This window comes from Vibrio sp. 05-20-BW147 (assembly GCF_013369385.1).
Lineage (GTDB): Bacteria > Pseudomonadota > Gammaproteobacteria > Enterobacterales > Vibrionaceae > Vibrio > Vibrio floridensis.
The window spans coordinates 250,464-275,674 of the sequence record NZ_SZTO01000010.1 but is presented as its reverse complement, the minus strand read 5'-3'; the positions used below and the strand labels follow the sequence as shown (position 1 = coordinate 275,674).

General features: G+C 45.4%; 22 protein-coding genes. 17 read left to right on the top strand and 5 right to left on the bottom strand.

The window, feature by feature from the left end; translation table 11 throughout:
- The first annotated feature begins 5 nt into the window (after positions 1 to 5).
- The 15 genes from FC652_RS11455 to FC652_RS11385 all read left to right on the top strand — a co-directional run bounded on the left by FC652_RS11455 (position 6) and on the right by FC652_RS11385 (position 16,799).
- Complete coding sequence (locus FC652_RS11455) at positions 6 to 833, top strand: protein-glutamate O-methyltransferase (RefSeq protein WP_011078342.1); 828 nt, start codon at positions 6 to 8, stop codon at positions 831 to 833.
- Positions 834 to 1,302: 469 nt separating this feature from the next.
- Positions 1,303 to 1,698, top strand: a complete 396-nt coding sequence (flgB, locus tag FC652_RS11450; protein ID WP_176298656.1) for a flagellar basal body rod protein FlgB — start codon at positions 1,303 to 1,305, stop codon at positions 1,696 to 1,698.
- A gap of 4 nt (positions 1,699 to 1,702) precedes the next feature.
- Positions 1,703 to 2,119: a flagellar basal body rod protein FlgC gene (flgC, locus tag FC652_RS11445; protein ID WP_011078340.1), complete on the top strand. Its 417-nt coding sequence runs from the start codon at positions 1,703 to 1,705 to the stop codon at positions 2,117 to 2,119.
- A gap of 17 nt (positions 2,120 to 2,136) precedes the next feature.
- A complete protein-coding gene (gene flgD / locus FC652_RS11440; RefSeq protein ID WP_176298655.1) occupies positions 2,137 to 2,844 on the top strand; it encodes a flagellar hook assembly protein FlgD in 708 nt (235 codons plus the stop codon).
- 30 nt (positions 2,845 to 2,874) lie between these two features.
- Positions 2,875 to 4,179: a flagellar hook protein FlgE gene (gene flgE / locus FC652_RS11435; protein WP_176298654.1), complete on the top strand. Its 1,305-nt coding sequence runs from the start codon at positions 2,875 to 2,877 to the stop codon at positions 4,177 to 4,179.
- A 241-nt stretch (positions 4,180 to 4,420) separates the two neighbouring features.
- Positions 4,421 to 5,170 (top strand): flagellar basal-body rod protein FlgF, encoded by a 750-nt coding sequence (gene flgF / locus FC652_RS11430; protein ID WP_011078337.1) that lies wholly within the window; start codon positions 4,421 to 4,423, stop codon positions 5,168 to 5,170.
- A gap of 21 nt (positions 5,171 to 5,191) precedes the next feature.
- Positions 5,192 to 5,980: a flagellar basal-body rod protein FlgG gene (gene flgG, locus FC652_RS11425; protein WP_176298653.1), complete on the top strand. Its 789-nt coding sequence runs from the start codon at positions 5,192 to 5,194 to the stop codon at positions 5,978 to 5,980.
- Between the two features lie 37 nt (positions 5,981 to 6,017).
- Positions 6,018 to 6,797 carry a flagellar basal body L-ring protein FlgH gene (gene flgH, locus FC652_RS11420; protein WP_176298652.1) on the top strand — a complete coding sequence of 260 codons (780 nt, stop codon included), beginning with the start codon at positions 6,018 to 6,020 and terminating at the stop codon, positions 6,795 to 6,797.
- 59 nt (positions 6,798 to 6,856) lie between these two features.
- The gene (locus FC652_RS11415; RefSeq protein WP_011078334.1) at positions 6,857 to 7,948 is read left to right on the top strand and encodes a flagellar basal body P-ring protein FlgI; all 1,092 of its coding nucleotides are present in this window, start codon (positions 6,857 to 6,859) and stop codon (positions 7,946 to 7,948) included.
- A gap of 16 nt (positions 7,949 to 7,964) precedes the next feature.
- Positions 7,965 to 8,885: a flagellar assembly peptidoglycan hydrolase FlgJ gene (flgJ, locus tag FC652_RS11410; RefSeq protein ID WP_176298651.1), complete on the top strand. Its 921-nt coding sequence runs from the start codon at positions 7,965 to 7,967 to the stop codon at positions 8,883 to 8,885.
- A gap of 157 nt (positions 8,886 to 9,042) precedes the next feature.
- On the top strand, positions 9,043 to 10,959 hold the full coding sequence (gene flgK, locus FC652_RS11405) for a flagellar hook-associated protein FlgK (protein ID WP_176298650.1): 1,917 nt from the start codon (positions 9,043 to 9,045) through the stop codon (positions 10,957 to 10,959).
- A gap of 13 nt (positions 10,960 to 10,972) precedes the next feature.
- Positions 10,973 to 12,166 carry a flagellar hook-associated protein FlgL gene (gene flgL / locus FC652_RS11400; RefSeq protein WP_176298649.1) on the top strand — a complete coding sequence of 398 codons (1,194 nt, stop codon included), beginning with the start codon at positions 10,973 to 10,975 and terminating at the stop codon, positions 12,164 to 12,166.
- 456 nt (positions 12,167 to 12,622) lie between these two features.
- Positions 12,623 to 13,780 (top strand): flagellin, encoded by a 1,158-nt coding sequence (locus FC652_RS11395; RefSeq protein ID WP_080608705.1) that lies wholly within the window; start codon positions 12,623 to 12,625, stop codon positions 13,778 to 13,780.
- Between the two features lie 597 nt (positions 13,781 to 14,377).
- Positions 14,378 to 15,511, top strand: coding sequence for a flagellin (locus FC652_RS11390; RefSeq protein ID WP_176298648.1), 1,134 nt, complete (start codon positions 14,378 to 14,380; stop codon positions 15,509 to 15,511).
- Positions 15,512 to 15,671: 160 nt separating this feature from the next.
- Positions 15,672 to 16,799: a flagellin gene (locus tag FC652_RS11385; protein ID WP_176298647.1), complete on the top strand. Its 1,128-nt coding sequence runs from the start codon at positions 15,672 to 15,674 to the stop codon at positions 16,797 to 16,799.
- 77 nt (positions 16,800 to 16,876) lie between these two features.
- On the opposite strand, the gene crr is transcribed toward FC652_RS11385, so the two are convergent.
- The 5 genes from crr to cysZ form a co-directional block, all read right to left on the bottom strand.
- Positions 16,877 to 17,386 (bottom strand): PTS glucose transporter subunit IIA, encoded by a 510-nt coding sequence (gene crr, locus FC652_RS11380; RefSeq protein WP_176298646.1) that lies wholly within the window; start codon positions 17,384 to 17,386, stop codon positions 16,877 to 16,879.
- Between the two features lie 120 nt (positions 17,387 to 17,506).
- Positions 17,507 to 19,231 (bottom strand): phosphoenolpyruvate-protein phosphotransferase PtsI, encoded by a 1,725-nt coding sequence (gene ptsI, locus FC652_RS11375; protein WP_176298645.1) that lies wholly within the window; start codon positions 19,229 to 19,231, stop codon positions 17,507 to 17,509.
- Positions 19,232 to 19,367: 136 nt separating this feature from the next.
- Positions 19,368 to 19,625 (bottom strand): HPr family phosphocarrier protein, encoded by a 258-nt coding sequence (locus tag FC652_RS11370; RefSeq protein ID WP_102940220.1) that lies wholly within the window; start codon positions 19,623 to 19,625, stop codon positions 19,368 to 19,370.
- A 294-nt stretch (positions 19,626 to 19,919) separates the two neighbouring features.
- Entirely contained in the window at positions 19,920 to 20,888 is a 969-nt protein-coding gene (gene cysK, locus FC652_RS11365) for a cysteine synthase A (protein WP_176298644.1), read from the bottom strand.
- A gap of 158 nt (positions 20,889 to 21,046) precedes the next feature.
- Positions 21,047 to 21,787, bottom strand: a complete 741-nt coding sequence (gene cysZ / locus FC652_RS11360; RefSeq protein WP_176298643.1) for a sulfate transporter CysZ — start codon at positions 21,785 to 21,787, stop codon at positions 21,047 to 21,049.
- Positions 21,788 to 21,990: 203 nt separating this feature from the next.
- Here cysZ and zipA point away from each other — a divergent pair, with 203 nt between their 5' ends.
- On the top strand, positions 21,991 to 22,920 hold the full coding sequence (gene zipA / locus FC652_RS11355; protein WP_176298642.1) for a cell division protein ZipA: 930 nt from the start codon (positions 21,991 to 21,993) through the stop codon (positions 22,918 to 22,920).
- Between the two features lie 64 nt (positions 22,921 to 22,984).
- Entirely contained in the window at positions 22,985 to 24,994 is a 2,010-nt protein-coding gene (gene ligA, locus FC652_RS11350; RefSeq protein ID WP_176298641.1) for an NAD-dependent DNA ligase LigA, read from the top strand.
- Positions 24,995 to 25,211: the final 217 nt, after the last annotated feature.

Here is a 25,211-nt window from a genome sequence, read left to right as displayed (position 1 = left end):
CGTTAATGACTGCTATTACAATCAGTGACCAAGAGTATCGAGACTTTAGCCGTTTTCTAGAGTCCCAGTGCGGTATCGTGTTGGGTGACAGTAAGCAGTATTTGGTTCGTAGCCGTCTCAGCCCATTGGTCACCAAATTCAAACTCGCTTCACTCTCTGATTTGTTAAGAGATGTGGTCACAGGCCGCAATCGCGAACTTCGAGTGGCAGCAGTCGATGCAATGACAACGAATGAAACCTTATGGTTTCGTGATACCTATCCTTTCACCGTGTTGGCAGAAAAGCTTTTGCCTGAGGTAGCGGCGAGTCGTCGACCTATTAAAATTTGGTCAGCAGCAAGTTCGTCAGGTCAAGAGCCTTATTCGATGGCCATGACGGTGCTAGAGACTCAACAACGCAAGCCCGGCATGTTAACCAGCGTATCGATTACCGCGACGGATATCTCAGCCAGCATGTTGGATATGTGTCGTGCTGGAGTGTACGACAATCTTGCTCTAGGCCGAGGCTTGTCACCAGAGCGTCGCCGCACTTTCTTTGAAGACGCAGGTGATGGCCGCATGAAAGTCAAAGACAACGTAAAGCGTTTGGTGAATTTTAGGCCACAAAACTTGATGGATAGCTATGCGTTACTGGGTAAGTTTGACATCATTTTCTGCCGAAACGTATTAATTTACTTTTCACCAGATATGAAATCAAAAGTGCTGAACCAGATGGCGAACAGTTTGAACCCTGGTGGTTACTTACTGTTAGGGGCATCAGAGTCTCTAACCGGATTGACAGACCGATTCGAAATGGTTCGTTGTAATCCAGGTATCATCTACAAGTTGAAGTAACTTGCAAAGCAACAGACAAAATTCAAACAGCTCGACATTCTCGAGCTGTTTTTTTATATCTAGTTTGCTAGTTTGCTAGTTTGCTAGTTTGCTAGTTTGCTAGTTTGCTAGTTTGCTAGTTTGCTAGTTTGCTAGTTTGCTAGTCCCTAGTCCCTAGTCCCTAGTCCCTAGTCCCTAGTCCCTAGTCCCTAGTCCCTAGTCCCTAGTTTCCCTCAGCCTCTTAGCTCTTCTGTCATTTTCCTTCGAGCTCTCTGGTTCACTTCCACGAAACAGGCGTCTTCAGACTGTTTGGGTGTATAATTTTAAAACCAGCTATATGGATGAAGCTTTATGACATTTCCTTCTCGATATGGCTTGGTTATTGCAGGTGAAGTGTAGGTTTTAAACAAATTTGATTGTTTTTGCCTTTTGGCACAGTAATTGCTTTTGTTTAACCAATAACGGTCAGTTCTTTTTGTAGAGGCAAGTTATGGCTATCTCTTTTGACAAGGCTCTAGGTATCCACCAACACACGGTGGGCGTGCGTGAACGCAATGCAGAGGTTATCTCTACTAACATTGCGCAAGCAAACACACCTGGCTATAAGGCAAGAGGGCTAGACTTTACCAAGGAATTGCAGGCGGCAAGTTCGGGGGCAAGCATTGGTCTTAGCCGCACGGATGGTCGGCACATTCCTGCCACTACAACGGTAATGGGTGAGAAGCTTTATCGTTTACCAACGCAACCTGATACCGGCGATGGCAACACGGTGGATTTAGATTTAGAGCGTAACCTCTTTATGCAAAATCAAATCCGTCATCAGGCATCACTGGATTTTCTAGGTAGCAAATTTAAGAACTTAACGAAAGCAATCAAAGGGGATTAATTAGATGAGCTTATTTAATGTGTTCAATGTGACTGGTTCTGCAATGAGTGCTGAATCTGTTCGTCTAAATACCACTTCGAGCAACTTAGCCAACGCGGATAGTGTCAGCAGCTCTGCTAAAGACACATACAAAGCCCGTCACGCGGTGTTTGGTGCTGAGTTAAGTAATGCCATGTACAACCGCGGGGACACGGTTCCTGTGAAAGTACTAGGCATTGTGGAAAGCGATAAGCCGTTGAGCGCGGAATACAACCCAGAGCACCCACTCGCAAACGATGAAGGCTATATCTACAAGCCTAATGTCAATGTGATGGAAGAGATGGCCAACATGATTTCTGCTTCACGAGCGTACCAAACAAACGTTCAAGTTGCAGATGCTAGTAAACAAATGCTGCTGCGTACGCTGCAGATGGGTCAATAAGGATAAGGAGGTAGCGTATGGCCGGAATTAATAACGTTGGTCAAAGCGGCTTGTCCTATATCGACCAGCTTAAAAGTTTGCAAGAGAGTAAAAAGCCGACTGAAACAACAGGTAAACAAGAGCTTAAACAAGAAGACTTTTTATCGTTGTTGACCAAGCAACTTGCTCAACAGGATCCTTTTAAGCCGGTGAGTAACGACCAGATGATTGCGCAAATGGCGTCATTTGCGACCGTTGATGGTATCGGCAAGATGAACTCTCAGTTTGAGAGCCTCAACTCATCGATGACATCAAACCAAGCATTACAAGCTTCATCTCTTGTTGGACGTGATGTTTTGGTTCCCGGAGCGGCTGGGATGAAGCAGGAAAATGCAGGCATGCCTGCAATGGTCAAACTGCCACAAGCCATGGATAACGTGATTGTGCGAGTGGAAAATGAGATTGGCCAGCTCATTCGTTCTTTTGAGGTAGGAGCGAAGCCTGCGGGAGACAACCGCGTGGAGTGGGACGGTAAAGATGAAAACGGTAATCCATTGCCGGCTGGCAAATACAAAGTGAAGGCATCAGGTTTGTTGGATGGTCAGGCTACTGATTTTCCAGTATCCACTTACGCCAACGTAAACAGCGTATTGCTAGGTAAAGGTGATGGTAACGTACTGCTCAATCTGGCTGGCTTTGAATCGCCAGTTCGACTTGCTGAAGTACTAGAAGTTGGCAAAGCGTAATTACGCTAGCTAGATTCAGGAGATTTTGGAATGTCATATGTATCTTTAAGCGGTTTATCCGCGGCTCAGTTAGATCTGAACACCACGAGTAACAATATTGCCAACGCCAATACCTACGGCTTTAAAGAGTCGCGTGCGGAGTTTGGTGATGTCTACTCAAATTCACTGTTCACCAATGCGAAAACCACTCCGGGCGGTGGTGTACAAGCAAACCAAGTGGCACAACAGTTCCACGAAGGTTCAAGCATTTACACTAACAACCCTATGGATTTGCGCATTAGCGGTACAGGTTTCTTTGCTGTAGCGAAAGACCGTATGGTACCAAACCAAAACGAGTTAACTCGTAACGGTGCGTTTCATTTAAGCAAAGACAACTACATGGTGACGGCGAATGATGAATACCTACTGGGTTACCAAGTGGATCCATTAAGTGGTGATGTGGCGTCTTATGAACCTCAGCCGCTTAATATTCCAGCGGAATTTGGTAAACCAAAGCAGACTTCTAATGTCACGGTGGGTGTTAACCTACCTGCCAGTGGTGCGCTAAAAGATCCACAGGCATTTGATTTCCAAGATCCAGATACTTATAACCGTTCTACTTCTTCGACGATTTATGACTCAATGGGTCAATCTTACAAATTAACCACTTACTATTTGAAAGATCAGACTCAACCCAATACTTGGCAGACGTACTACACAGTAACCGATAGCCAAGGTGAAAAACCGCTCAATATTGCTGGTGGTGATGCAACCAATGCGACAGGTCATATTGGTCACACCGTTAAGTTCAATAATGATGGTACATTGGCGAGCCTCAACAATGGTCAACCGATCATTTCTGATCCGCTTGGTGCTGGTGCTGTGCCGATTGATATGAATGGTGGCGATCCAACGCAAACCATCGCGTTTGATTTAAACTCATCAACCCAGTTTGCCGCGCCGTTTGAACTGACAAAGTTCGATGAAGATGGTGCAACCACGGGTTTCTTGACCAAAGTTGATATCGACGAAAACGGCAGTGTTTACGGTACATACTCTAACGGTGAAAACGTGACTCTAGGTCGTGTTGCCTTGGTACGTGTTCCAAATGAGCAAGGTTTGGATAAGAAAGGTGGTACGCAGTGGAACTCAACCAATAACTCAGGCGATAAAATCTGGGGTGAATCAAACAAAGGTTCATTTGGTACGGTTTCCAGCGGTGCGCTTGAGCAGTCGAATATCGATATGACTCAAGAGCTGGTGGATCTGATTTCTGCTCAGCGTAACTTCCAAGCAAACTCTCGTGCGCTAGAAGTTCACAACCAGCTACAACAGAACATCCTGCAGATTCGTTAATCGTTTTTACATGACATTCATCTGGTGCTTAGCCTGAACAACCTCACTCAGGCTAAGCATTATTCACATCTATCATACTTTGCCTCTTTGATTGCCGATCGGCATCGTTTCTACCGATGGTTTGCCTCTCTCTGATTGCCTCTCTCGTAGTTATTCTTCTATAGATTTGAATTTATTGAATAAAATAAATTGGCATGATGCTTGCTTTTAAGGTCTTAGATTAAGATTTTTGGAGCGGATTATGGATCGTGCACTCTTTCTTGCTATGAGTGGTGCCAAGCAGAATATGCAGGCACTGCAACTACGAGCGAACAACCTAGCCAACGTGAGCACAACCGGGTTTCGTGCAGATTTAGCACAAGCTCGTTCAATGCAAGCGTACGGTGACGGGCTACCTACTCGAGTTTTCAGCATGACAGAACGTCCTGGACATAATTTTGCTCAAGGCAGTGTGATCACCACAGGCCGTGACCTCGATATTACGATTGAGGGAAATGGTTGGATTGGGGTGATGGATAAACTAGGCAAAGAAGGGTTAACCCGTAACGGTAATCTGAAAGTCGATCAAAATGGACTACTGAGCAATGCCAGTGGACATTTGGTCCTTGGGGAAGGTGGTGCACCCATTACTATTCCTCTTCCTGTGAGCAAAATTGAAATCGGCCGTGATGGCACGATCTCGGTCTTACCTCAAGGAGCGCCAGCGGAAGAGATGGAAGAAATCGATCGTATTAAGCTGGTCAAGACCAATGACAGTGCCTTGTTTAAAGACACCAATGGCCTGTTCCGCCACAAGGAACCCAATCAGCCGTACGAAGCGGATCCAACGGTGCAAATCATGACAGGTGCCATTGAGGGCAGCAACGTGAATGCTGTTGGTGAAATGACGGCTCTGATTGACCTGCAACGTCAGTTTGAGATGCAGGTAAAAATGATGAGCACAGCAGAAGAGATGGACAAGTCGTCTGATTCTCTGCTTCGTATGAGCTAACAGAATTAGAGGTCACAGATTATGCATCCGGCACTATGGGTAAGTAAAACGGGCTTAGACGCTCAACAAACCAATATCGCGACAATTTCAAACAACCTAGCGAACGCCTCAACCATCGGTTTTAAAAAGGGTCGTGCGGTATTTGAAGATCTGTTTTACCAAAATATTAACCAACCTGGTGGTCAATCTTCTCAGAATACTCAACTGCCCAGTGGTTTGATGTTAGGTGCGGGCTCAAAAGTAGTCGCAACGCAAAAAGTGCATACACATGGTAACGCCCAAACCACCACCAATGCGTTGGATCTGATGGTCGAAGGGGATGGCTTTTTCCAAATCACCATGCCCGATGGCAACATTGGTTACACCCGTAATGGGCAGTTCACATTGAACGGTGAAGGTGTCGTGGTCACATCCGGTTCGGGTTATCCGTTAGAACCTGAAATTGTGATCCCTGAAGACGCCATTTCCATTACTGTCGGTACTGACGGTGAAGTCTCTGTGCGTGTTCGTGGCCAGCAGAATAACCAAGTGGTTGGACAGATCACCATTACCGACTTTGTTAACCCAGGTGGCCTAGAGCCCATTGGTCAGAACCTCTACTTGCCGACAGGGGCGAGTGGTGACCCACAAGAAGGGGTGCCTGGCCTTGATGGCTTGGGTGAAGTGCGCCAATCCATGCTAGAAACATCCAATGTGAACGTAACGGAAGAATTGGTCAACATGATCGAAGCGCAACGTGTTTACGAAATGAATTCAAAAGTCATCTCATCGGTCGATAAGATGATGAGTTTTGTTAACCAGCAGCTTTAAGCACTAGTTAGCTAAACGAGTAGGAGAGAAGATCGCCATGAAACGCATAAGTCTGATTGCTTTAGTCACTATCATGAGTGGCTGTACCATGCTTGAGCCGATCGAAACGTCTGAAGTGGTGAATGCCACTACCGTTGTTGATGCGGTAGAAGGCGACAAATCGAAAAGTGAAAGTTCAGGCATTGTTGATACCTTACGTGGACGTAGTGACCCTGTGGCAGGCGATCCTGCATGGGCTCCGATTCATCCGAAGCAAACCCCAGAGCACTATGCCGCCGAAACGGGCTCTCTATTTAGCGTGAACCATTTGTCGAATCTTTATGATGATTCGAAGCCTCGCGGCGTCGGCGACATCATTACCGTCACTTTGGATGAAAAGACCAATGCTTCGAAAAGTGCCAATGCGGATCTGTCGAAAAGCAACGATTCAAATATGGATCCACTGGAGGTTGGTGGACAAGAGTTGAAAATCGGGGATAAGTACAACTTCTCTTACAATCTAAGTAACTCCAACAGTTTCACTGGCGATGCGTCGGCAAAACAGAGTAACAGCATCAGCGGTTACATCACCGTGGAAGTGATCGAAGTATTGGCCAATGGCAATCTCGTGATTCGTGGTGAGAAGTGGCTGACGCTGAACACGGGTGATGAATACATTCGCCTCAGTGGCACAATTCGTCCAGATGACATTAGTTTCGACAATACTATTGCGTCAAATCGCGTTTCCAACGCAAGAATTCAATATTCTGGCACCGGAACACAACAAGATATGCAAGAGCCTGGATTCTTGGCACGATTCTTTAATGTCTCTCTATAAGCGGCAAAGCCGATGGCAATTTGACGGCTTGATCCTGCACTAGAGAAAGGTAAGTTAAGATGAAAAAGTTCACCCTACTGTTGTTATGTTTTGTATTGCCGATGACCTCGGCCTATGCGGCGCGTATTAAAGATGTTGCTCAGGTGGCAGGGGTAAGAAGCAACCAATTGGTAGGTTACGGCCTTGTCTCTGGTTTACCTGGAACGGGTGAATCCACACCGTTTACCGAGCAGAGTTTTGCCGCAATGCTACAAAACTTCGGCATTCAGTTGCCTGCGGGAACCAAGCCAAAAATCAAAAACGTGGCCGCTGTAATGGTAACGGCAGAACTTCCTCCTTTTTCTAAACCCGGTCAACAGATTGATGTGACGGTCTCCTCTATTGGTAGTGCCAAGAGCTTACGTGGCGGTACCTTGCTGCAAACCTTCTTGAAAGGTTTGGATGGGCAAGTTTATGCCGTGGCACAAGGCAACTTAGTGGTGAGCGGTTTTAGTGCAGAAGGGGCGGATGGCTCTAAAATCGTCGGCAATAACCCGACCGTCGGTATTATCTCTAGCGGTGCCATGGTTGAGCGTGAAGTGCCAACCCCATTTGGCCGCGGTGACTTCATCACATTCAACTTACTTGAATCTGATTTCACCACCGCACAACGCATGGCCGATGCCGTCAACAATTTCCTTGGTCCTCAAATGGCTTCTGCGGTCGATGCGACTTCGGTACGTGTGCGAGCGCCCCGTGATATCAGTCAACGCGTCGCCTTTCTTTCTGCCATTGAAAACCTCGAGTTTGATCCAGCAGACGGCGCAGCCAAAATCATCGTTAACTCACGTACGGGCACCATTGTGGTGGGTAAACATGTTCGATTAAAACCTGCGGCCGTGACTCATGGTGGCATGACGGTTGCGATTAAAGAAAACTTGAGTGTGAGTCAGCCGAATGGCTTCTCTGGTGGTGAAACCGTCGTTGTTCCCAACTCAGACATTTCAGTGACCGAAGAACAAGGCAAAATGTTCAAATTTGAGCCGGGCTTAACCTTGGATGATCTTGTTCGCGCGGTTAACCAAGTCGGTGCTGCACCGTCAGACTTGATGGCCATTCTACAAGCGCTTAAACAAGCGGGTGCCATCGAGGGACAACTGATCATCATCTGATCGGTTTGGAGGCAATATGATTAACAATCCAAACGACATCGGCTTTATTCACGACATTAGCAATCTTGATAAGCTACGTCAGCAAGCCGTGAACGACAAAGATGGCGGTGAACAAAAAGCACTAGAAGCGGCGGCAAAACAGTTTGAGTCGATTTTTACTTCCATGTTGTTTAAATCGATGCGCGAAGCCAATAGTGGTTTTGAATCGGATTTGATGAACAGCCAAAACCAGCTGTTCTATCGCCAAATGTTGGATGAGCAGATGGCCAGTGAGCTCAGCTCTTCCGGTTCACTTGGCTTAGCAGACATGATTGTGGCGCAGTTAAGCAGTGGAAAAGGCATCGACAAAAATGAGTTGGCGATACGTGAAGCGGGACAAGAAGCGCCACAACGTATGCCAATCAATCGCTCGAAAGCCCGAGAAACCGAGCAGCGCCTAATTGAATCTGGCCAGCTCGCTCGCAGTGACAAGGCAAGGTTTGATTCACCAGAGTCGTTCATCAGTTCGATGAAACCTTACGCCGAAAGGGCGGCAAAATCCTTAGGTGTTGAACCTTCTCTATTGCTCGCACAAGCGGCCTTGGAAACCGGCTGGGGGCAGAAAGTGGTAAAAAATGCTCGCGGCAGCAGCAATAACCTCTTCAACATCAAAGCGGATCGTAGTTGGGCGGGTGACAAAGTCACCACGCAAACTTTAGAGTTCCACGATAATACGCCAGTGAAAGAAACGGCAGCGTTTCGTTCATACGATTCGTTTGCTGATAGCTTTAATGATTACGTGGCGTTTTTAAATAACAATCCGCGTTATCAGACGGCACTTCAGCACAATGGCGATTCTGAAAGCTTTATTCGCGGTATTCATCGTGCAGGTTATGCGACGGATCCCGAATACGCCGACAAAGTGCTCAAAGTGCAGCAACGTATCGACAACATGTAATCTCCCAGCGGTCTACTAAAAAGTAGGCCGTTTTTTCACCCTTTCTTGACCCTCAAATCCTTTCTATATCAGTTATGTCTTTTTGTTGGCATATCTTTTGCATTTTTACCGTCAGGTGATCAGTTTTCACTGATTTGATTGAGTTTTTGGGGGCATTATGGCGTCGGATCTTCTGAATGTAGGTACTCAGAGCGTACTGACAGCTCAGAGACAATTAAATACTACCGGTCATAACATTTCTAATGTAAATACAGAAGGTTATAGCCGTCAGTCGGTCATTCAAGCGACCAATGATCCCCGTCAATTTGGTGGTTCTACCTACGGCATGGGCGTGCATGTGGAAAATGTTCGCCGCTCTTGGGACCAATTTGCCGTTAATGAGCTTAATCTTTCCACCACCAACTTTGCCAACAAAGGGGATGTCGAAGCGAACTTAGAAATGCTTTCAAGCATGCTTTCTTCTGTGGCGTCGAAAAAAATCCCTGAAAATCTTAATGAATGGTTCGATGCACTAAAAACATTAGCCGATAGCCCGAACGATATTGGTGCGCGAAAAGTACTGTTAGAAAAAGCGCGAATCATCAGTGAAACCATCAATGGATTTCACGAGACCATTCGCCAGCAATACGATGTCACTAACAAAAAACTCGATATGGGTATTGAGCGTATCAACCAGATTGCGGTTGAAATTCGTGATATCCATCGATTGATGATGCGCACCCCTGGTCCTCACAATGACTTGATGGACCAACACGAAAAGTTGGTTAAAGAGCTTTCTGAATACACGAAAGTGACCGTGACTCCGCGAAAAAACGCAGAAGGTTTTAACGTGCACATCGGCAATGGTCACACGCTCGTCTCAGGTACAGAAGCAAGCCAACTTAAGATGATTGATGGCTACCCAGATGTTCATCAACGTCGCTTAGCTATCTACGAAGGAAAGTCATTAAAACCGATTAAAAGCGTTGGTCTAGATGGCAAACTTGGCGCAATGCTTGACATGCGTGACAACCAAATTCCCCATGTGATGGATGAACTTGGCCGCATGGCAGCCGGATTTTCTGATGAAGTGAACAAACTGCAAAAACAAGGGTTGGATTTGCGAGGCAATATTGGTGGTTTGATTTTTACCGATGTAAATGCCGAGGTGATCGCCAAATCAAGAGCGGTGGCGGCCCCAGATTCGCAAGCCGAAGTGGCCGTTTTTATTAACGATTTGGCGTCACTTAAAGGTGGTGAATATGCGCTTCGTTACGATGGCAGCAACTATACAGTGACCAAACCATCAGGCGAAACAGTCTCCGTCTCTTTAGATTCAGCTAAGTCTGCGTTTTACATGGATGGCATGCGTGTTGAAGTAAGAAATGAGCCCAAAGCGGGCGAAAAAATCTTATTGCGCCCAACGCGCAACTCGGCAGGTCAAATGCAAGTGGCAACAAATGATGCGAGTATGATTGCCGCACAAAGTTATGAAGCGTCAACCAGTTTTGCCCAAGGAACCGCTCAATTTAACATCTTAGCGGCGGGTGACTTGCGTGAGTTTGAAGTGATAGTGTCACCTCAAGGCGACCAGTTTGCTGTGATTGACACTAAAGGCAACGTGGTACGAAGCCCGGAGCCTTATCCACCCAAGGGGCCGGTTTCAGTGACCTTGTCATCATCGCATCCCAGTTACAAAGAGGGTAAAGAGACTGTTTTTGAACTGACCGCGGGAGCGTGGGCAAACGACAAGTTTACCGCCAACCTAGTTCCGTCTGAAGGTGATAACGGAAATTTGCGTAAAATGCAGCAAATTCAATTGGATAAAAAGATGGATGGTAATCAATCGACTATCATCGATGTCTACCATAATCTCAATACGAACGTCGGTTTGCGCAACTCTACTGCAACACGGTTAGCCAATATTGCGCAGCATGAAAACCAAGCAGCACAAGAACGAATGGCTTCAATCGCTGGGGTAAACCTCGATGAAGAGGCGGCAAACATGATGCGGTTCCAGCAAGCTTATATGGCCTCATCACGCATTATGCAGGCGGCCAATGACACCTTTAACACCATTTTGCAATTGAGATAGAGGGAGCAGGTAAATGATTAGCCGTATCGCCAGTTTCCACAACTATCAATCGGTGCAAAACGATTTGCGCCGAATGGAAAACAAAATTCATCATAACCAAGCGCAGCTTGCGTCTGGTAAAAAACTGTTGTCGCCAAGTGATGACCCATTAGCAACACACTACATCCAAAATATAGGTCAGCAGTCTGAGCAGTTAAAACAGTATCTCGACGCGATCATCTTAGTGCGTAACCGTCTTGAACAACATGAAGTGAATGTGGCTAACCAGGAGCAGTTCGCAGACGAGGCGAAACGCACCGTGATGGAAATGATTAACGGCGCACTATCACCGGAAGATCGTCGCGCAAAACGTAGAGAAATCGAAGAGTTGGCAACTAATTTCCTTCATTTGGCCAATGCGCAAGATGAATCTGGTAACTATACCTTTGCCGGAACAAAGCCCAAAGCTCAGCCATTTTTCAGAGATTATGATGGTTCAGTAATCTACGCTGGGGATGACTACCAACGCAAAATGCGGGTGTCGGCCAATCTAGAAATGGCGATGAACGATCCTGGCAGTAAGCTGTTTATGAATATTCCGAATCCCTTTGGTGATTACGAACCAGAATATCAGTTGCAAAATGCCTCCGAGTTGTTGCTCGAAAAAGCAGTGAATGAAGACTATTTCGATAAAGCAACCTATCGCGTCACCATGGTCGACATGAGCAATAACCGCTGGGGTTATCAGCTGGAAAAAGATGGCAGTGTGGTTGCCGCCGATGAGTTTAATCCCTCTACGGGCATTAAGTATGGTGATCTCACTATTCAACTTAAAGGTCAGATCCAGAAAGGCGATGTGATTGAGTTAAAGCCACGAGAAACATTTTCTATTTTTGACAGCTTTAAAAATGCCGCGAAATACTCAGAAGAGTCAGTGTCGGATGCCGATGCCACGGCGAAGTTGCATCAAGTAACACAAGAGTTTCATGCTGCGTTTATCCATCTCAACAAAGCGCGCACCGACATTGGTGCTCGCCTAAGTACATTGGATATCCAAGAGCAGCAACATGAAGATTTCAATCTCTCTTTAGCGAAAGCGAAGAGTAATTTTGAAGACTTGGATTACTCCAAGGCAATTATTGAGTTCAATGAGAACTCGCGCGCGTTGCAAGCGTCGCAGCTCGCTTTTGGTAAAACGAAAGATCTCACATTATTTAATTACTTGTAGTGAGCAAGAACGAACCGTCTCTGAATGAGATGACGGTATCGTGAGTGTGAACAACAGACTTTAGGAAACCTCTCGTTGGTTTTTCAACGTTGATGCCTTATGAGCCATGCCTTAAGTGCGGATAAGTCGAAAAACCTTGCCACCTCCCGGCAGGTGTCTCTAAAAGCGGCAAGGCGGCAAAGCGGCAAAGCCAGTCGATAGAGAGAAAAAACGAAGGGGTTAAAGAAGTTGAAGAAAAACATTACTTTGTAAGTGTATGTTTTCTTGGAAATAAGACGGGTAAGAATCTTATTTGAAAAAGTTGGCACACAAATTGAATCTAATAAATCAGAAATGATTTACCGGTTCTATAAACTGCCACCGGCGGTTTTAGCAAGTAATTACGGTCAGTGCTTTTCCATAAGAGAGTAAAGCTGGCCGCTTCGCAAAAGCTTGCGAACTCGAAAGGAGAGCAAAATGGCTGTAACAGTAAGCACTAACGTATCCGCGATGACTGCGCAACGTTATCTAAACAAAGCGACAGATGAGTTAAACACCTCAATGGAACGTTTGTCATCTGGTCATAAAATTAACAGCGCCAAAGATGATGCGGCTGGTTTGCAAATCTCTAACCGCTTAACCGCACAGTCTCGTGGTTTAGATGTGGCAATGCGTAATGCCAACGATGGTATCTCTATTGCTCAAACCGCAGAAGGGGCGATGAACGAGGTAACGGCAGTACTTCAACGTATGCGTGACTTGTCGATTCAATCTGCGAATGGCACTAACTCAACAGCTGAGCGCCAAGCGATCCACGAAGAAGCGAGTGCTCTGCAAGACGAAATCAACCGTATTGCAGAAACCACATCGTTTGGTGGCCGTCGCCTACTGAATGGCACCTTTGGTGATGCGGCATTCCAGATTGGTTCTAACTCTGGTGAAGCAATGATCATGGGCCTAACCAGCATCCGTGCCGATGATTTTCGCATGGGTGGTACCACCTTCCAATCCGTGAACGGCAAGGATAAGGATTGGGAAGTGAGCGCAGATAACGCAGCACTGAACATCGTATTACCAGAGATGGGTGAAGATGAAGACGGCAACGTTATCGATTTGGAAATTAACATCATGGCGAAAAGTGGTGATGATATTGAAGAACTGGCGACGTACATCAATGGTCAATCGGACTACATTAATGCGTCTGTTAGTGAAGACGGCAAACTGCAAATTTTTGTTGCTCAACCAAACGTGAAAGGTCCTATCTCGATTTCGGGTAGCCTTGCTTCAGAATTGGGTTTAAGTGACGAGCCAATTGCAACAACAGTACAAGATTTGGATCTGCGTAGCGTGCAAGGTTCACAAAATGCGATTAGTGTTATCGACTCTGCGTTGAAATACGTTGATTCACAACGTGCTGATTTAGGTGCAAAACAGAACCGTCTAAGCCACAGTATTAATAACTTGGCGAACGTTCAAGAAAACGTTGATGCATCGAATAGCCGTATTAAAGATACCGATTTTGCGAAGGAAACGACGCAAATGACGAAAGCACAGATTTTGCAACAGGCAGGTACTTCGATTCTTGCTCAAGCAAAACAATTGCCAAACTCTGCAATGTCACTATTGCAGGGCTAATAGGAGTCCTGTGTCTGCTGTGGTTCAGACGTGAGCTTATAGACGCAGGATGACTTGGCAAGCAGCTTTACCGTGAATGAAGGGCTCTCTCATCTCTCACCTGCCTGACATTATTTGTGTAAAGTTGCTCGGTGCCGGAAATGTGTTCATTTCTCTTGATCTCCACATTGGCTCTGGCTACCAACCTAGCCCCGGTTCTCTCAAAGGAATAGGGGCTTTTTCTTTTTCTGCGCATACGAGTTTTTACCTCTACGCGTCCTATCACGAATCTATCTAGCTTTTTACTGCTTTGTCTTCAACCACTTCTTACCTTGTGGCAATACTGTGCCTCTTACCATCGATCTGGATGAGTTGGTTATCTGCCTTTTTGCGCTATGGCAAAGAGCGGAGAAACTTTAGTGTTATTTTTTGTTTTTTCTCTCTTTCATCGCTTTAGTCACGAAAACCCCTTCAAACAAACTTTTTTCAAAAAAAATCGCATTTTTTTCCTAAAGGATTTCCAAACCGAGCCGTTAAAAGAAGTAACTTTGAGAGAACTACTTGGTTTTCCGAGACGTCGGAAACCGTAATATCGGAAAATCAATTGGAGAATTCATCATGGCAGTGAATGTAAATACAAACGTAGCAGCAATGACAGCACAGCGTTACCTGAATAACGCAAACAGCGCACAACAAACTTCGATGGAGCGTCTGTCTTCAGGTTTCAAAATCAACAGTGCAAAAGATGACGCAGCCGGTCTGCAAATCTCTAACCGCTTGAACGTACAAAGTCGCGGTCTAGACGTTGCGGTACGTAACGCCAACGACGGTATCTCAATCGCCCAAACCGCAGAAGGTGCGATGAACGAGACCACCAACATCCTACAACGTATGCGTGACCTATCTCTACAATCCGCGAACGGCTCAAACTCAAAATCAGAGCGCGTAGCGATTCAAGAAGAAGTGATGGCATTGAACGACGAGCTAAACCGTATCGCAGAAACCACGTCTTTTGGTGGTAACAAGCTGCTCAACGGTACTTACGGCACGAAAGCGATGCAAATTGGTGCGGATAACGGTGAAGCGGTCATGCTGTCACTGAAAGACATGCGCTCTGACAACGTGATGATGGGCGGCGTGAGCTACCAAGCTGAAGAAGGCAAAGACAAGAACTGGAATGTGGCCGCAGGCGACAACGACTTGACAATTGCACTGACAGACAGCTTTGGTAACGAGCAAGAGATTGAAATCAATGCGAAAGCGGGTGATGACATCGAAGAGCTAGCGACGTACATCAACGGTCAAACTGACCTTGTAAAAGCGTCAGTGGGTGAAGGCGGCAAGCTACAAATCTTTGCTGGTAACAACAAAGTTCAAGGTGAAATTTCGTTCTCAGGCAGCCTTGCAGGTGAACTTGGTCTAGGCGAAGGCAAAAACGTCACGGTAGACACGATTGACGTGACAACCGTACAAGGTGCGCAAGAGTCAGTAGCGATTGTGGATGCGGCACTGAAATACGTAGACAGCCACCGTGCAGAGCTGGGTGCATTCCAGAACCGTTTCAACCATGCAATCAGCAACTTGGACAACATCAACGAGAACGTGAACGCGTCGAAGAGCCGAATCAAAGATACCGACTTCGCGAAAGAAACGACGCAGTTGACCAAGACACAAATTCTATCGCAAGCATCAAGTTCCATTCTTGCGCAAGCGAAACAGGCGCCAAACTCAGCGCTAAGTCTACTAGGCTAATCTCTGAGCAACAGCGATTAATTTCGGTAAGCAGGAGCCAGGTAGTCTTACCTGGCTCTTTGTTTACTATCCTCGACGCAAGATGTTCTCGGCATAGTTTGACGCTTTTCAGGTCGTTGCCGAATGAACGGTATTGAAACAGGAGAGGGATATCGATTAAATGGTTTCAATCAATACCAACGTGTCTGCGATGGTCGCTCAGAGGCATCTGAGCACAGCGGCAAGTCAGGTGGCTGAAACCCAAAAAAATCTAAGTTCCGGATTCCGAATTAACAGTGCCAGTGACGACGCTGCTGGAATGCAAATCGCGAACACGCTTCATGTGCAATCTCGTGGTTTGGATATAGCGTTAACCAACGCCCACAATGCTTATGCGGTAGCAGAAACAGCGGAAGGGGCGTTGGAAGAGGGCAGTGAAATACTGCAGAGATTGCGCTCTCTTTCTCTTCAAGCCGCAAATGGGTCGAACTCTGATGATGATCGGCAAAGTTTGCAGCTTGAAGTGGGGGGATTGAAAGATGAAATGGAAAGGATAGCCAGGACAACGACATTTGCCGGTAAAAATCTATTTGATGGAAGTTATGGTTCGAAAAGCTTTCATCTTGGAGCAAATGCTAATTCCATTTCTCTGCAACTCAAAAACATGCGGACTCACATTCCTGAAATGGGCGGGTATCATTACCTAGCATCAGAATCAGTGGACGATGATTGGCAAGTTGACAAGGAATCAAGGCAACTTAGCTTTACTTTTCGAGACGGTGAAGGGGATGAGCAATCTATTAAGATCCCGCTCAAACTTGGAGATAGCCTCGAAGAGGTTGCTACCTACATCAATGCACAGCAAAGTGTTGTGGAATCCTCGGTGACAGAGGATAGACGATTGCAATTTTATGTTGCTAATCGCAATGCACCGGAAGGTTTAAAGATCGGTGGAAGTTTAGATGGCGTACTCGATTTTGAACCTCAAGGAGAAGTGACACTTGAAGCACTCGATGTAAGTCGCGTGGGTAATGCTCAACTGGCGATAGCCGTTGTTGATACCGCAATTCAATATCTGGATTCTCACCGAAGTGAAATTGGCAGTTTTCAAAATCGGGTTGAGGGGACGATGGACAATTTGCAAAGTATCAATCGCAATGTCACTGAATCAAAAGGGCGAATATGGGATACCGATTTCGCGAAAGCATCAACCGCTTTAGTGAAGTCTCAGGTATTGCAACAGGCTACCTCTGCCTTGCTGGCTCAAGCTAAGCAAGCCCCAGGCAGTGCAATTGGATTGCTATCATAGATTGCTCGCAAAAAATAAAAAACGCTGCCAATGGCAGCGTTTTTTTGTTAACTGTTTTTCTGCTAACTAAGTAGTAATTACTTAGTTACACGTAGAACTGGTGTTTCACCAACAACAACAGAACCAGAAAGCTTGTTCAGCTCTTTGATTTCGTCCATGTTAGAGATAACAACTGGAGTTAGCGTTGATTTTGCTTTCTCTTCCAGAAGAGCGAGATCGAACTCAACGACAGTATCACCAGCTTTAACAGTTTGACCTTCTTCTGCGATACGAGTGAAGCCTTCGCCTTTTAGTTCAACGGTGTCGATACCAAAGTGAACAAACAGCTCAACACCATCGTCAGACTCGATAGAGAAAGCGTGGTTTGTTTCGAAGATCTTACCGATAGTACCGTTTACAGGAGCTACCATTTTGTTGCCTGTTGGTTTGATAGCAATACCATCACCAACGATCTTTTCAGCAAAAACAACGTCTGGCACATCTTCGATGTTTACGATCTCACCAGACAAAGGTGCGATAATTTCGATTGCACCGGCGCTAGCGCTATCATCAGATACAAGCTTCTTAAGTTTGTCAAACAGACCCATTGTGTCATGCTCCTAAGGTTTAGTTTTATTCTGTCGAATTATAGTATACCAATCCGAGTAGTTAGACGACTTTTTTTAGCCGCCTAACATATTATTTAGACTCGAAAATTGGTCAGCAGATTACTTAGAGTGCTCTGCAATGAATTTTTCTACACATGCTTCAATTTCTGCTGCGGTTGGTAATGACAGAGCTTCTTCAGCCATTGCTTTTACTGCAGCGAAGTTTGCATTGCGGATCACTTTCTTCACTTTAGGAATAGAAATGCCGCTCATAGAGAACTCATCAAGGCCCATACCCAATAGTAGTAGGGTTGCACGCTCATCACCTGCTAGTTCACCACACATACCGGTCCACTTACCTTCTGCGTGAGAAGCATCAATCACTTGCTTGATAACCGTTAGTACAGCTGGTGACAGTGGGTTGTAAAGGTGAGAAATCATCTCGTTACCACGGTCTACGGCGAGTGTGTACTGAGTTAAGTCGTTAGTACCAATAGAGAAGAAAGACACTTCCTTCGCTAAATGGTGAGCGATTGCTGCAGCAGCTGGTGTTTCAACCATAACACCGATTTCGATATTTTCGTCGAACGCAAGACCTTCTGCGCGAAGTTCTGCTTTGTACTCTTCGATCGCTTCTTTCAGCGCGCGAATTTCTTCAACAGAGATGATCATTGGGAACATGATACGCAGTTTACCGTGTGCTGAAGCACGTAGGATACCACGTAGCTGGTCACGAAGAATTTCACGACGATCTAAGCTGATGCGAACTGCACGCCAGCCTAGGAATGGGTTCATCTCTTTTGGAAGATCCATGTATGGTAGATCTTTATCACCACCGATATCCATTGTACGGATAATGACAGCTTGACCTTCCATTGCTTCAGCAACTTCTTTGTAGGCTACGTACTGTTCTTCTTCAGTTGGTAGCGCATCACGATCCATGAAGAGGAACTCTGTACGGTAGAGACCAACACCTTCACCACCGTTACGGATGATGCCGTCACAATCTTTAACTGTACCGATGTTGCCACATACTTCTACACGGTGACCGTCTAGAGTTTCTGCATGCAGATCTTTCAGTTTTGCTAACTCTTCTTTTTCAGCTAGGAACGAGGCTTTTACAGCTTTCGCTTCTTCAATCTGAGCTTCAGAAGGATTAACGATAATTTTGTTGTTCATTGCGTCAAGAATCAGCATGTCGCCATTCTTAACTTTCTTTGTAATGTCGTTTGTACCAACAATCGCAGGAAGCTCAAGTGAGCGAGCCATGATTGAAGTGTGTGATGTACGACCACCGATGTCACAAGCGAAACCAAGAACGTAATCTAGGTTGATTTGTGCTGTTTCAGATGGAGTGAGGTCGTAAGCCACCAAGATAACTTGTTCGTTGATATCACTTAGCGAAACAATGTTGATACCAAGAGCATTTTTGACAAAACGAGAACCGATATCGCGGATGTCAGTAGCACGTTCCTTCAGGTATTCATCATCAAGAGATTCTAGAGCGGTTGCTTGCTCTTCGATAACGGTGTAAATCGCATTGTCTGCACTCATCTTCTCTTTTTTGATGAGCGCTAGGATTTCTTCCTCTAGCTCTTCATCTTCAAGAAGCATGATGTGACCTTCGAAGATCGCTTCCTTCTCTTCACCGAACGTCTCTAGCGCTTTCTGCTTGATTGTTTCTAGCTGTGCAGAAGATTTGCTGCGCGCATCGTAGAAACGCTGAACTTCAGCTTCTACTTGAGCTTCGGTGATAGTGTTAGTGTTTAGGACAATTTCATCTTCTTGAAGTAGTAGTGCTTTACCAATTGCAATACCAGGAGATGCCAGGATGCCTGAAATCATAGCCTTACCTTAAGTTGGTCAAACGTAAACGGGAATGTGTGACTAAATCGCTAACGAAAAATTGTAGCTGACTAATCGGTAGTATTTTGAACAAAGCCATTTAGTGTGAGCTAAATGGCTTTGAGCAATACATTGATTAGTGTAGTTGATCCATTAGAGCAACTAGGTGATCAACTGCTTGCTGTGCTTGTGGGCCTTCAGCAGAGATTGTAACTACAGTGCCTTTTACAAGACCTAAAGTTTGTAGTTTGAACAGACTTTTAGCGCTTGCGCTTTTGCCGTTAGAAGTCACAGTGATATCCGCGTCAAAAGCTTTTGCTTCTTTTACGAATTGAGCAGCTGGGCGAGTGTGAAGGCCATTTTCTGCTGTGATTTCTACTTTCTTCTCGTACATGTGATATACCCCAATTGAATGTATTTTTGTTAGTCAAGACTCGTTTTAGCTTAACCGCTTTACTTGAACCGCGCCAGAGCTCGGGGGGAGCAAGCGTGTCGAAGCTGATACGAGTCAAAAGTTTATGTAATACGCTTTATGCATTGTTGCACAAATGTCAAAAAACTTTCTTTATCGCTTCTTTATTTTGAAGCTAAAAATAAAACACCCTGATATTACCAAAGGTGAGGCAAGGATCAACAAAAAAGCCCCTGTATGGGGCTTTTTTGAACGAAAAATTGATTTAAACCCGTATTACTGTTGGTTCTCTTTCTCAGTAAAGATGCCAGCAAACAGTGCGGTACTTAGGTAACGTTCACCAGAGCTTGGAAGTACAGTAACAATGGTTTTTCCTTCAAATTCAGGAAGTTCTGCCAAGCGGTTTGCTGCAACTACAGCCGCGCCTGATGAAATTCCCGCCAAAATGCCTTCTTCTTCCATGAGGCGGCGCGCCATTTCAATCGCTTCTTCCGATGTCACTTTCTCAACACGGTCAATCAGTGACAAATCAAGGTTACCAGGAATGAAACCTGCGCCGATACCTTGGATTTTGTGTGGTGCTGGCTTAATCTCTTCACCTGCGATGGCTTGCGTAATCACTGGAGACTCTGCTGGCTCAACAGCGACAGAGATGATTTGCTTGCCTTTTTCACCTTTGATGTAGCGACTTGTCCCGGTAATAGTACCACCAGTACCAACGCCAGCTACCAACACGTCAACGGCACCATCTGTCGCTTCCCAGATCTCAGGGCCAGTGGTCTTTTCGTGAATTTGTGGGTTTGCAGGGTTGTTAAACTGCTGCAATAGCAAATATTTTTCAGGATTGCTTGCAACAATTTCTTCTGCCTTTGCAATGGCACCCTTCATACCTTTTGCTGCTTCTGTTAGCTCTAAGTTTGCACCTAGTGCTTTGAGCAGTTTACGGCGCTCCAAGCTCATTGATTCCGGCATGGTTAGCGTTAGCTTGTAACCACGAGCGGCAGCCACAAACGCGAGAGCAACACCTGTATTGCCGCTGGTTGGCTCTACCAATTCAACTCCTGGTTTTAGTTTGCCTTCTTTCTCTGCTTCCCAAATCATGTTTGCACCAATACGGCACTTAACACTGAAGCTAGGGTTGCGTGCTTCGATTTTAGCCAATACTTTGCCGTTACTTACTTTGTTCAAACGAACCAGTGGAGTATTGCCAATAGTCAGAGAGTTGTCTTCGTAGATTTTGCTCATAGTGATGTTCCTTCATTACACGTTTAGTGAATACGGTTAGAAGGATATGACTGATAATTCAAAGGGAAAAGGATTAAATAGTTATATCTTATGAGAGTGATAGCATCTGGGAGAAAAAGTGTGGCCACCACATCGAGTGAGGGTGACCACTAGCAAAATCATTTCTGTTTGAACTCATGTACCCACATTGCTGTTGCACCGCATACCGCGACGGGCATGATAATCAGATTAAGAATAGGGATAGAAGTACACAGGGAGACCATGGCACCAAATGTATAGGCCTTAGATTGGTTTTGTTTCAAAGTATTTCGCATGTCATTGAATGGCACTTTGTGATTATCAAATGGATAGTCACAATATTGGATGGCGAGTATCCAAGCGGTGAAAACAAACCACAGAATGGGCGCGACGGTTTGGCCTAAAGCGGGGATGAGTAGCAGTAAGAACAAACCGATCGCTTTAGGGAGCACGTAAAGCAGTTTGCGCCATTCGCGAGCCAAGACGCGAGGGACATCTTTAATGACGTCAAAAAAACCATCGTGGTTACTTTTTTGCCCAGTAAGTTTTTCTTCCACTTTGTCTGCAAGGAGGCCATTAAATGGTGCCGCTATGAAATTAGCCAAGGTGCTAAAGAAATAAGAAAAGGTTGCTATGAGCGTCAGCGCCAATAGAGGCCACAACAGGTAACTTAGCCAAGAGAGAAAATCGGGCAATTGGCCGATCCAACCTTCAATCCAAATACTGAGGTTGGAGAAGAGATAGAAGAGTGCGCCACCGACTAAAAGGATGTTGGCAAGGAGCGGCATGATGATAAATCTCTTTACTCCAGGTGATAATGCTAGCTCTAGCCCATAAAAAAAATAGCCAAATCCGCTTCGTTTTTTGTACGTTGTGGTCATCTCATTGTTCTTGTTAAGAATTGGATGTCTTCATTGTACCTCACTAGCAAAAGAAAAAAAGCGTGCAAGAAATCACACCAAAGGTGGAACTTCTAACATTAATTTGTTCTAACTCTTTCGATAACTTTGGTAAAGTAACGAAATCTATGTCGGTTGAGAGAGTCACAGGTTTTTGTGTGTCTCTGTAATTATGAGAGTAAAAAATGCAGGAATTGCGATTCGTACTCATTGTTGTTGGCGCATTGGCGATCATTGCGCTGCTATTTCATGGACTTTGGACAAGCAAAAAAGAAGGAAAAGCAAAGTTTGGCGATAAGCCACTTAGCAAACTCGATTTAAGTGAGAGCGAGTCTCAATCTACAGAAAGTTATGTTGCGCCTGAGGACGATTATGAAATTATTCGTAAAGAACGCAAAGAGCCCGCTTTTGAAGAAGACAGACCTTTCGCAGCGGAGCCTGTGATAAGTGACCCGCTTATTGATGATCTTCCCGTTTTGGATAGTAAAGAAAACAAATTTGCTCATCCGAAATTTGAGCCTGAAGTAAACACCGTAGATGATGCTATAAAAGTACAGCCTAAGGTTGAAGATGCTTTGCCATTGGAAACACCGACGTTCAGTCAACAGAGAGAGCTAGATACTGATAACGTAATGCCAACGGAAGTGGCAGAGAGCATGGATGTGCAAGAACCCGTCACCGAAACAACAGAAGAAGAGTTGCAAGTGATCGTGTTGAATGTTCATTGTGCAGGAGAGTCTCCTTTTGTGGGCACGAAACTGTTTGATAGCATACAACAAAATGGACTGGTCTATGGTGAGATGGATATTTTCCACAGACACCTCGATATGTCGGGCACGGGCAAAGTGCTCTTCAGTGTCGCCAACATGATGCATCCAGGGACACTGAAGCATAATGATCCTGCTGATTTCACCACGAAAGGCATCTCATTCTTTATGACCCTACCTTGCTATGGTGAGGCAGATCAAAACTTTAACTTAATGCTTAAAACCGCGCAGAAAATCGCGGATGATCTCGGTGGAAATGTGCTTGATGATAAGCGCAATCTTATGACGCCCGATCGATTGGCGGGTTACAGAAGGCAAATAGTTGAGTTCAAAGCGTCAAAAGCTTAAGCTTCATTTATCCCATCAGGGCTCCCTAAGGAGCCCTTTTTTATCGTGATTTAAGGGCTGGACAATGTCTGAATCCAAGCAGAAATATTTAGAAGAATTGAAACAGCAACTGCACTATCACGCAGTTCGTTACTATGTTGAAGATAATCCTGAAATTCCGGATGCCGAATATGACCGTATGATGCGTGAGTTAATGGCCATTGAAGCTGAACACCCAGAGTGGATCTCGTTGGATTCACCAAGTCAGAGAGTAGGCGGGCAGCCACTTGATGGATTTACTCAAGTGGTCCACGAAATTCCCATGCTTTCTCTCGATAATGCATTTAGTGACGAAGAACTCGAAGCATTTCATAAGAGAGCAAAGGATAGAGCCCCTTTAGATACGATTGAAGTTTTCTGTTGTGAACCCAAACTCGATGGACTCGCCGTGAGCTTACTCTATGAAAACGGCGTGCTGGTTCAGGCGGCAACGCGAGGTGATGGTGCAACGGGGGAAAACATTACCGAAAATGTGCGTACTATTGCTTCTGTGCCACTGAAATTGCAGGGCGAAGGTTGGCCATCACGCATCGAAGTTCGTGGTGAAGTCTTTATGCCGAAAGCAGGCTTTGAAAAACTCAATGAAATAGCGCGCAAGAAAGGTGATAAAGTCTTTGTTAACCCACGTAATGCAGCCGCAGGCAGTTTAAGGCAGTTAGACTCAAGAATTACCGCGTCGAGACCACTCGCCTTTTATGCTTACAGCGTGGGCGTTGTTGAAGGTACTGCGCTTTCTTCGAGTCATTATCAACGCTTTTTGCAGTTAAAGGCTTGGGGGCTGCCGATGTGTCCAGAAACAAAGCAAGTTTCCGGACTTGAGGGGGTCAAAGCCTTCTATGAGAACATTTTGAATCGACGTGACTCCTTGCCATACGAAATTGATGGCGTCGTGATCAAAGTTGATAATATTGAAGTGCAAGAGAAACTTGGCTTTGTTGCTCGCGCACCGCGTTGGGCCGTTGCATACAAGTTTCCCGCGCAAGAAGAACTCACCATGTTGAATGACGTAGAGTTTCAAGTGGGCAGAACGGGCGCTATTACCCCAGTTGCGAAGCTGGAACCTGTTTTCGTCGGTGGCGTTACCGTAAGTAATGCAACGCTTCATAATGCCGATGAAATCAAACGCCTTAGTGTGATGATTGGTGATACCGTCGTGATTCGCCGCGCGGGGGATGTGATACCACAAATTGTTTCCGTCGTAATAGAACGTCGCACAGGCAATGAGAAAGCGATTGTCTTTCCTCTTTCCTGTCCCGTTTGCCATTCTCACGTGGAACGCATTGAAGGAGAAGCCGTAACACGCTGCTCTGGAGGCTTAGTATGTCAGGCTCAACGTAAAGAAGCTCTCAAGCATTTTGTTTCTCGCAAAGCACTAGATGTCGATGGGCTTGGTGATAAAGTGATCGAACAGTTGGTTGATAAAGAAATGGTTGAAACACCAGCCGATCTTTTCAAACTATCGGCTGGTGTGCTCACTGTATTAGAGAGAATGGGCCCTAAGTCCGCTCAAAATATCGTGAATGCACTTAATGCCGCGAAGCAAACGACATTGGCTCGTTTTCTTTACTCTTTGGGGATTCGAGAAGTCGGGGAAGCAACGGCTGCAAACTTAGCTCGTCACTTTAAAACGCTAGATAGCATCAAATCCGCAACGCATGAGCAGTTAATTGAAGTCCCTGATATCGGTGACGTGGTTGCTCGGCACATCACAGCATTTTTTGCCGAAGAGAAAAATCAATTGGTGTTGCTGGAACTTCTAAAGCAAGGGATTACTTGGCCTGCGATAGAAGAACGGGCAAGTGATGTACCACAACCGTTGGCGGGTAAAGTGGTTGTGTTAACTGGAACCTTGACCAAACTCAGTCGTAGTGACGCCAAAGCGGCACTAGAGAAGTTAGGTGCAAAAGTGACTGGCAGTGTTTCGAAAAAGACAGATATTCTGTTTGCGGGTGAAGCGGCTGGATCAAAGTTGGCCAAAGCTCAAGAGTTGGGTATTGAGATCAAAACAGAAGAGGATTTGTTGGACCTTTTGTGATTTAAAAGTGCAATAAAACAATCTAAAACCCTCTAAATTAACTTTTAGAGGGTTATTTTTTTATGTGAAATAAATCATTTAAATACGATGAATGTGACGCAACAAAAATATACCGTGAGCAAAGTCGCGTGTTGACTAAACGTTTGCTAATTGCGTAATTATTGCGATGCAATTCAAATGAATTTATTTAATGCTTTGTTTTTTAAGTGATTGTCTG

Excerpts from the sequence above, each read along its gene's own strand:
- FC652_RS11455 (WP_011078342.1), top strand. The coding sequence starts at position 6 with ATGACTGCTATTACAATCAGTGACCAAGAGTATCGAGACTTTAGCCGT.
- flgB (WP_176298656.1), top strand. The coding sequence starts at position 1,303 with ATGGCTATCTCTTTTGACAAGGCTCTAGGTATCCACCAACACACGGTG.
- flgC (WP_011078340.1), top strand. The coding sequence starts at position 1,703 with ATGAGCTTATTTAATGTGTTCAATGTGACTGGTTCTGCAATGAGTGCT.
- flgD (WP_176298655.1), top strand. The coding sequence starts at position 2,137 with ATGGCCGGAATTAATAACGTTGGTCAAAGCGGCTTGTCCTATATCGAC.
- flgE (WP_176298654.1), top strand. The coding sequence starts at position 2,875 with ATGTCATATGTATCTTTAAGCGGTTTATCCGCGGCTCAGTTAGATCTG.
- flgF (WP_011078337.1), top strand. The coding sequence starts at position 4,421 with ATGGATCGTGCACTCTTTCTTGCTATGAGTGGTGCCAAGCAGAATATG.
- flgG (WP_176298653.1), top strand. The coding sequence starts at position 5,192 with ATGCATCCGGCACTATGGGTAAGTAAAACGGGCTTAGACGCTCAACAA.
- flgH (WP_176298652.1), top strand. The coding sequence starts at position 6,018 with ATGAAACGCATAAGTCTGATTGCTTTAGTCACTATCATGAGTGGCTGT.
- FC652_RS11415 (WP_011078334.1), top strand. The coding sequence starts at position 6,857 with ATGAAAAAGTTCACCCTACTGTTGTTATGTTTTGTATTGCCGATGACC.
- flgJ (WP_176298651.1), top strand. The coding sequence starts at position 7,965 with ATGATTAACAATCCAAACGACATCGGCTTTATTCACGACATTAGCAAT.
- flgK (WP_176298650.1), top strand. The coding sequence starts at position 9,043 with ATGGCGTCGGATCTTCTGAATGTAGGTACTCAGAGCGTACTGACAGCT.
- flgL (WP_176298649.1), top strand. The coding sequence starts at position 10,973 with ATGATTAGCCGTATCGCCAGTTTCCACAACTATCAATCGGTGCAAAAC.
- FC652_RS11395 (WP_080608705.1), top strand. The coding sequence starts at position 12,623 with ATGGCTGTAACAGTAAGCACTAACGTATCCGCGATGACTGCGCAACGT.
- FC652_RS11390 (WP_176298648.1), top strand. The coding sequence starts at position 14,378 with ATGGCAGTGAATGTAAATACAAACGTAGCAGCAATGACAGCACAGCGT.
- FC652_RS11385 (WP_176298647.1), top strand. The coding sequence starts at position 15,672 with ATGGTTTCAATCAATACCAACGTGTCTGCGATGGTCGCTCAGAGGCAT.
- crr (WP_176298646.1), bottom strand. The coding sequence starts at position 17,386 with ATGGGTCTGTTTGACAAACTTAAGAAGCTTGTATCTGATGATAGCGCT.
- ptsI (WP_176298645.1), bottom strand. The coding sequence starts at position 19,231 with ATGATTTCAGGCATCCTGGCATCTCCTGGTATTGCAATTGGTAAAGCA.
- FC652_RS11370 (WP_102940220.1), bottom strand. The coding sequence starts at position 19,625 with ATGTACGAGAAGAAAGTAGAAATCACAGCAGAAAATGGCCTTCACACT.
- cysK (WP_176298644.1), bottom strand. The coding sequence starts at position 20,888 with ATGAGCAAAATCTACGAAGACAACTCTCTGACTATTGGCAATACTCCA.
- cysZ (WP_176298643.1), bottom strand. The coding sequence starts at position 21,787 with ATGACCACAACGTACAAAAAACGAAGCGGATTTGGCTATTTTTTTTAT.
- zipA (WP_176298642.1), top strand. The coding sequence starts at position 21,991 with ATGCAGGAATTGCGATTCGTACTCATTGTTGTTGGCGCATTGGCGATC.
- ligA (WP_176298641.1), top strand. The coding sequence starts at position 22,985 with ATGTCTGAATCCAAGCAGAAATATTTAGAAGAATTGAAACAGCAACTG.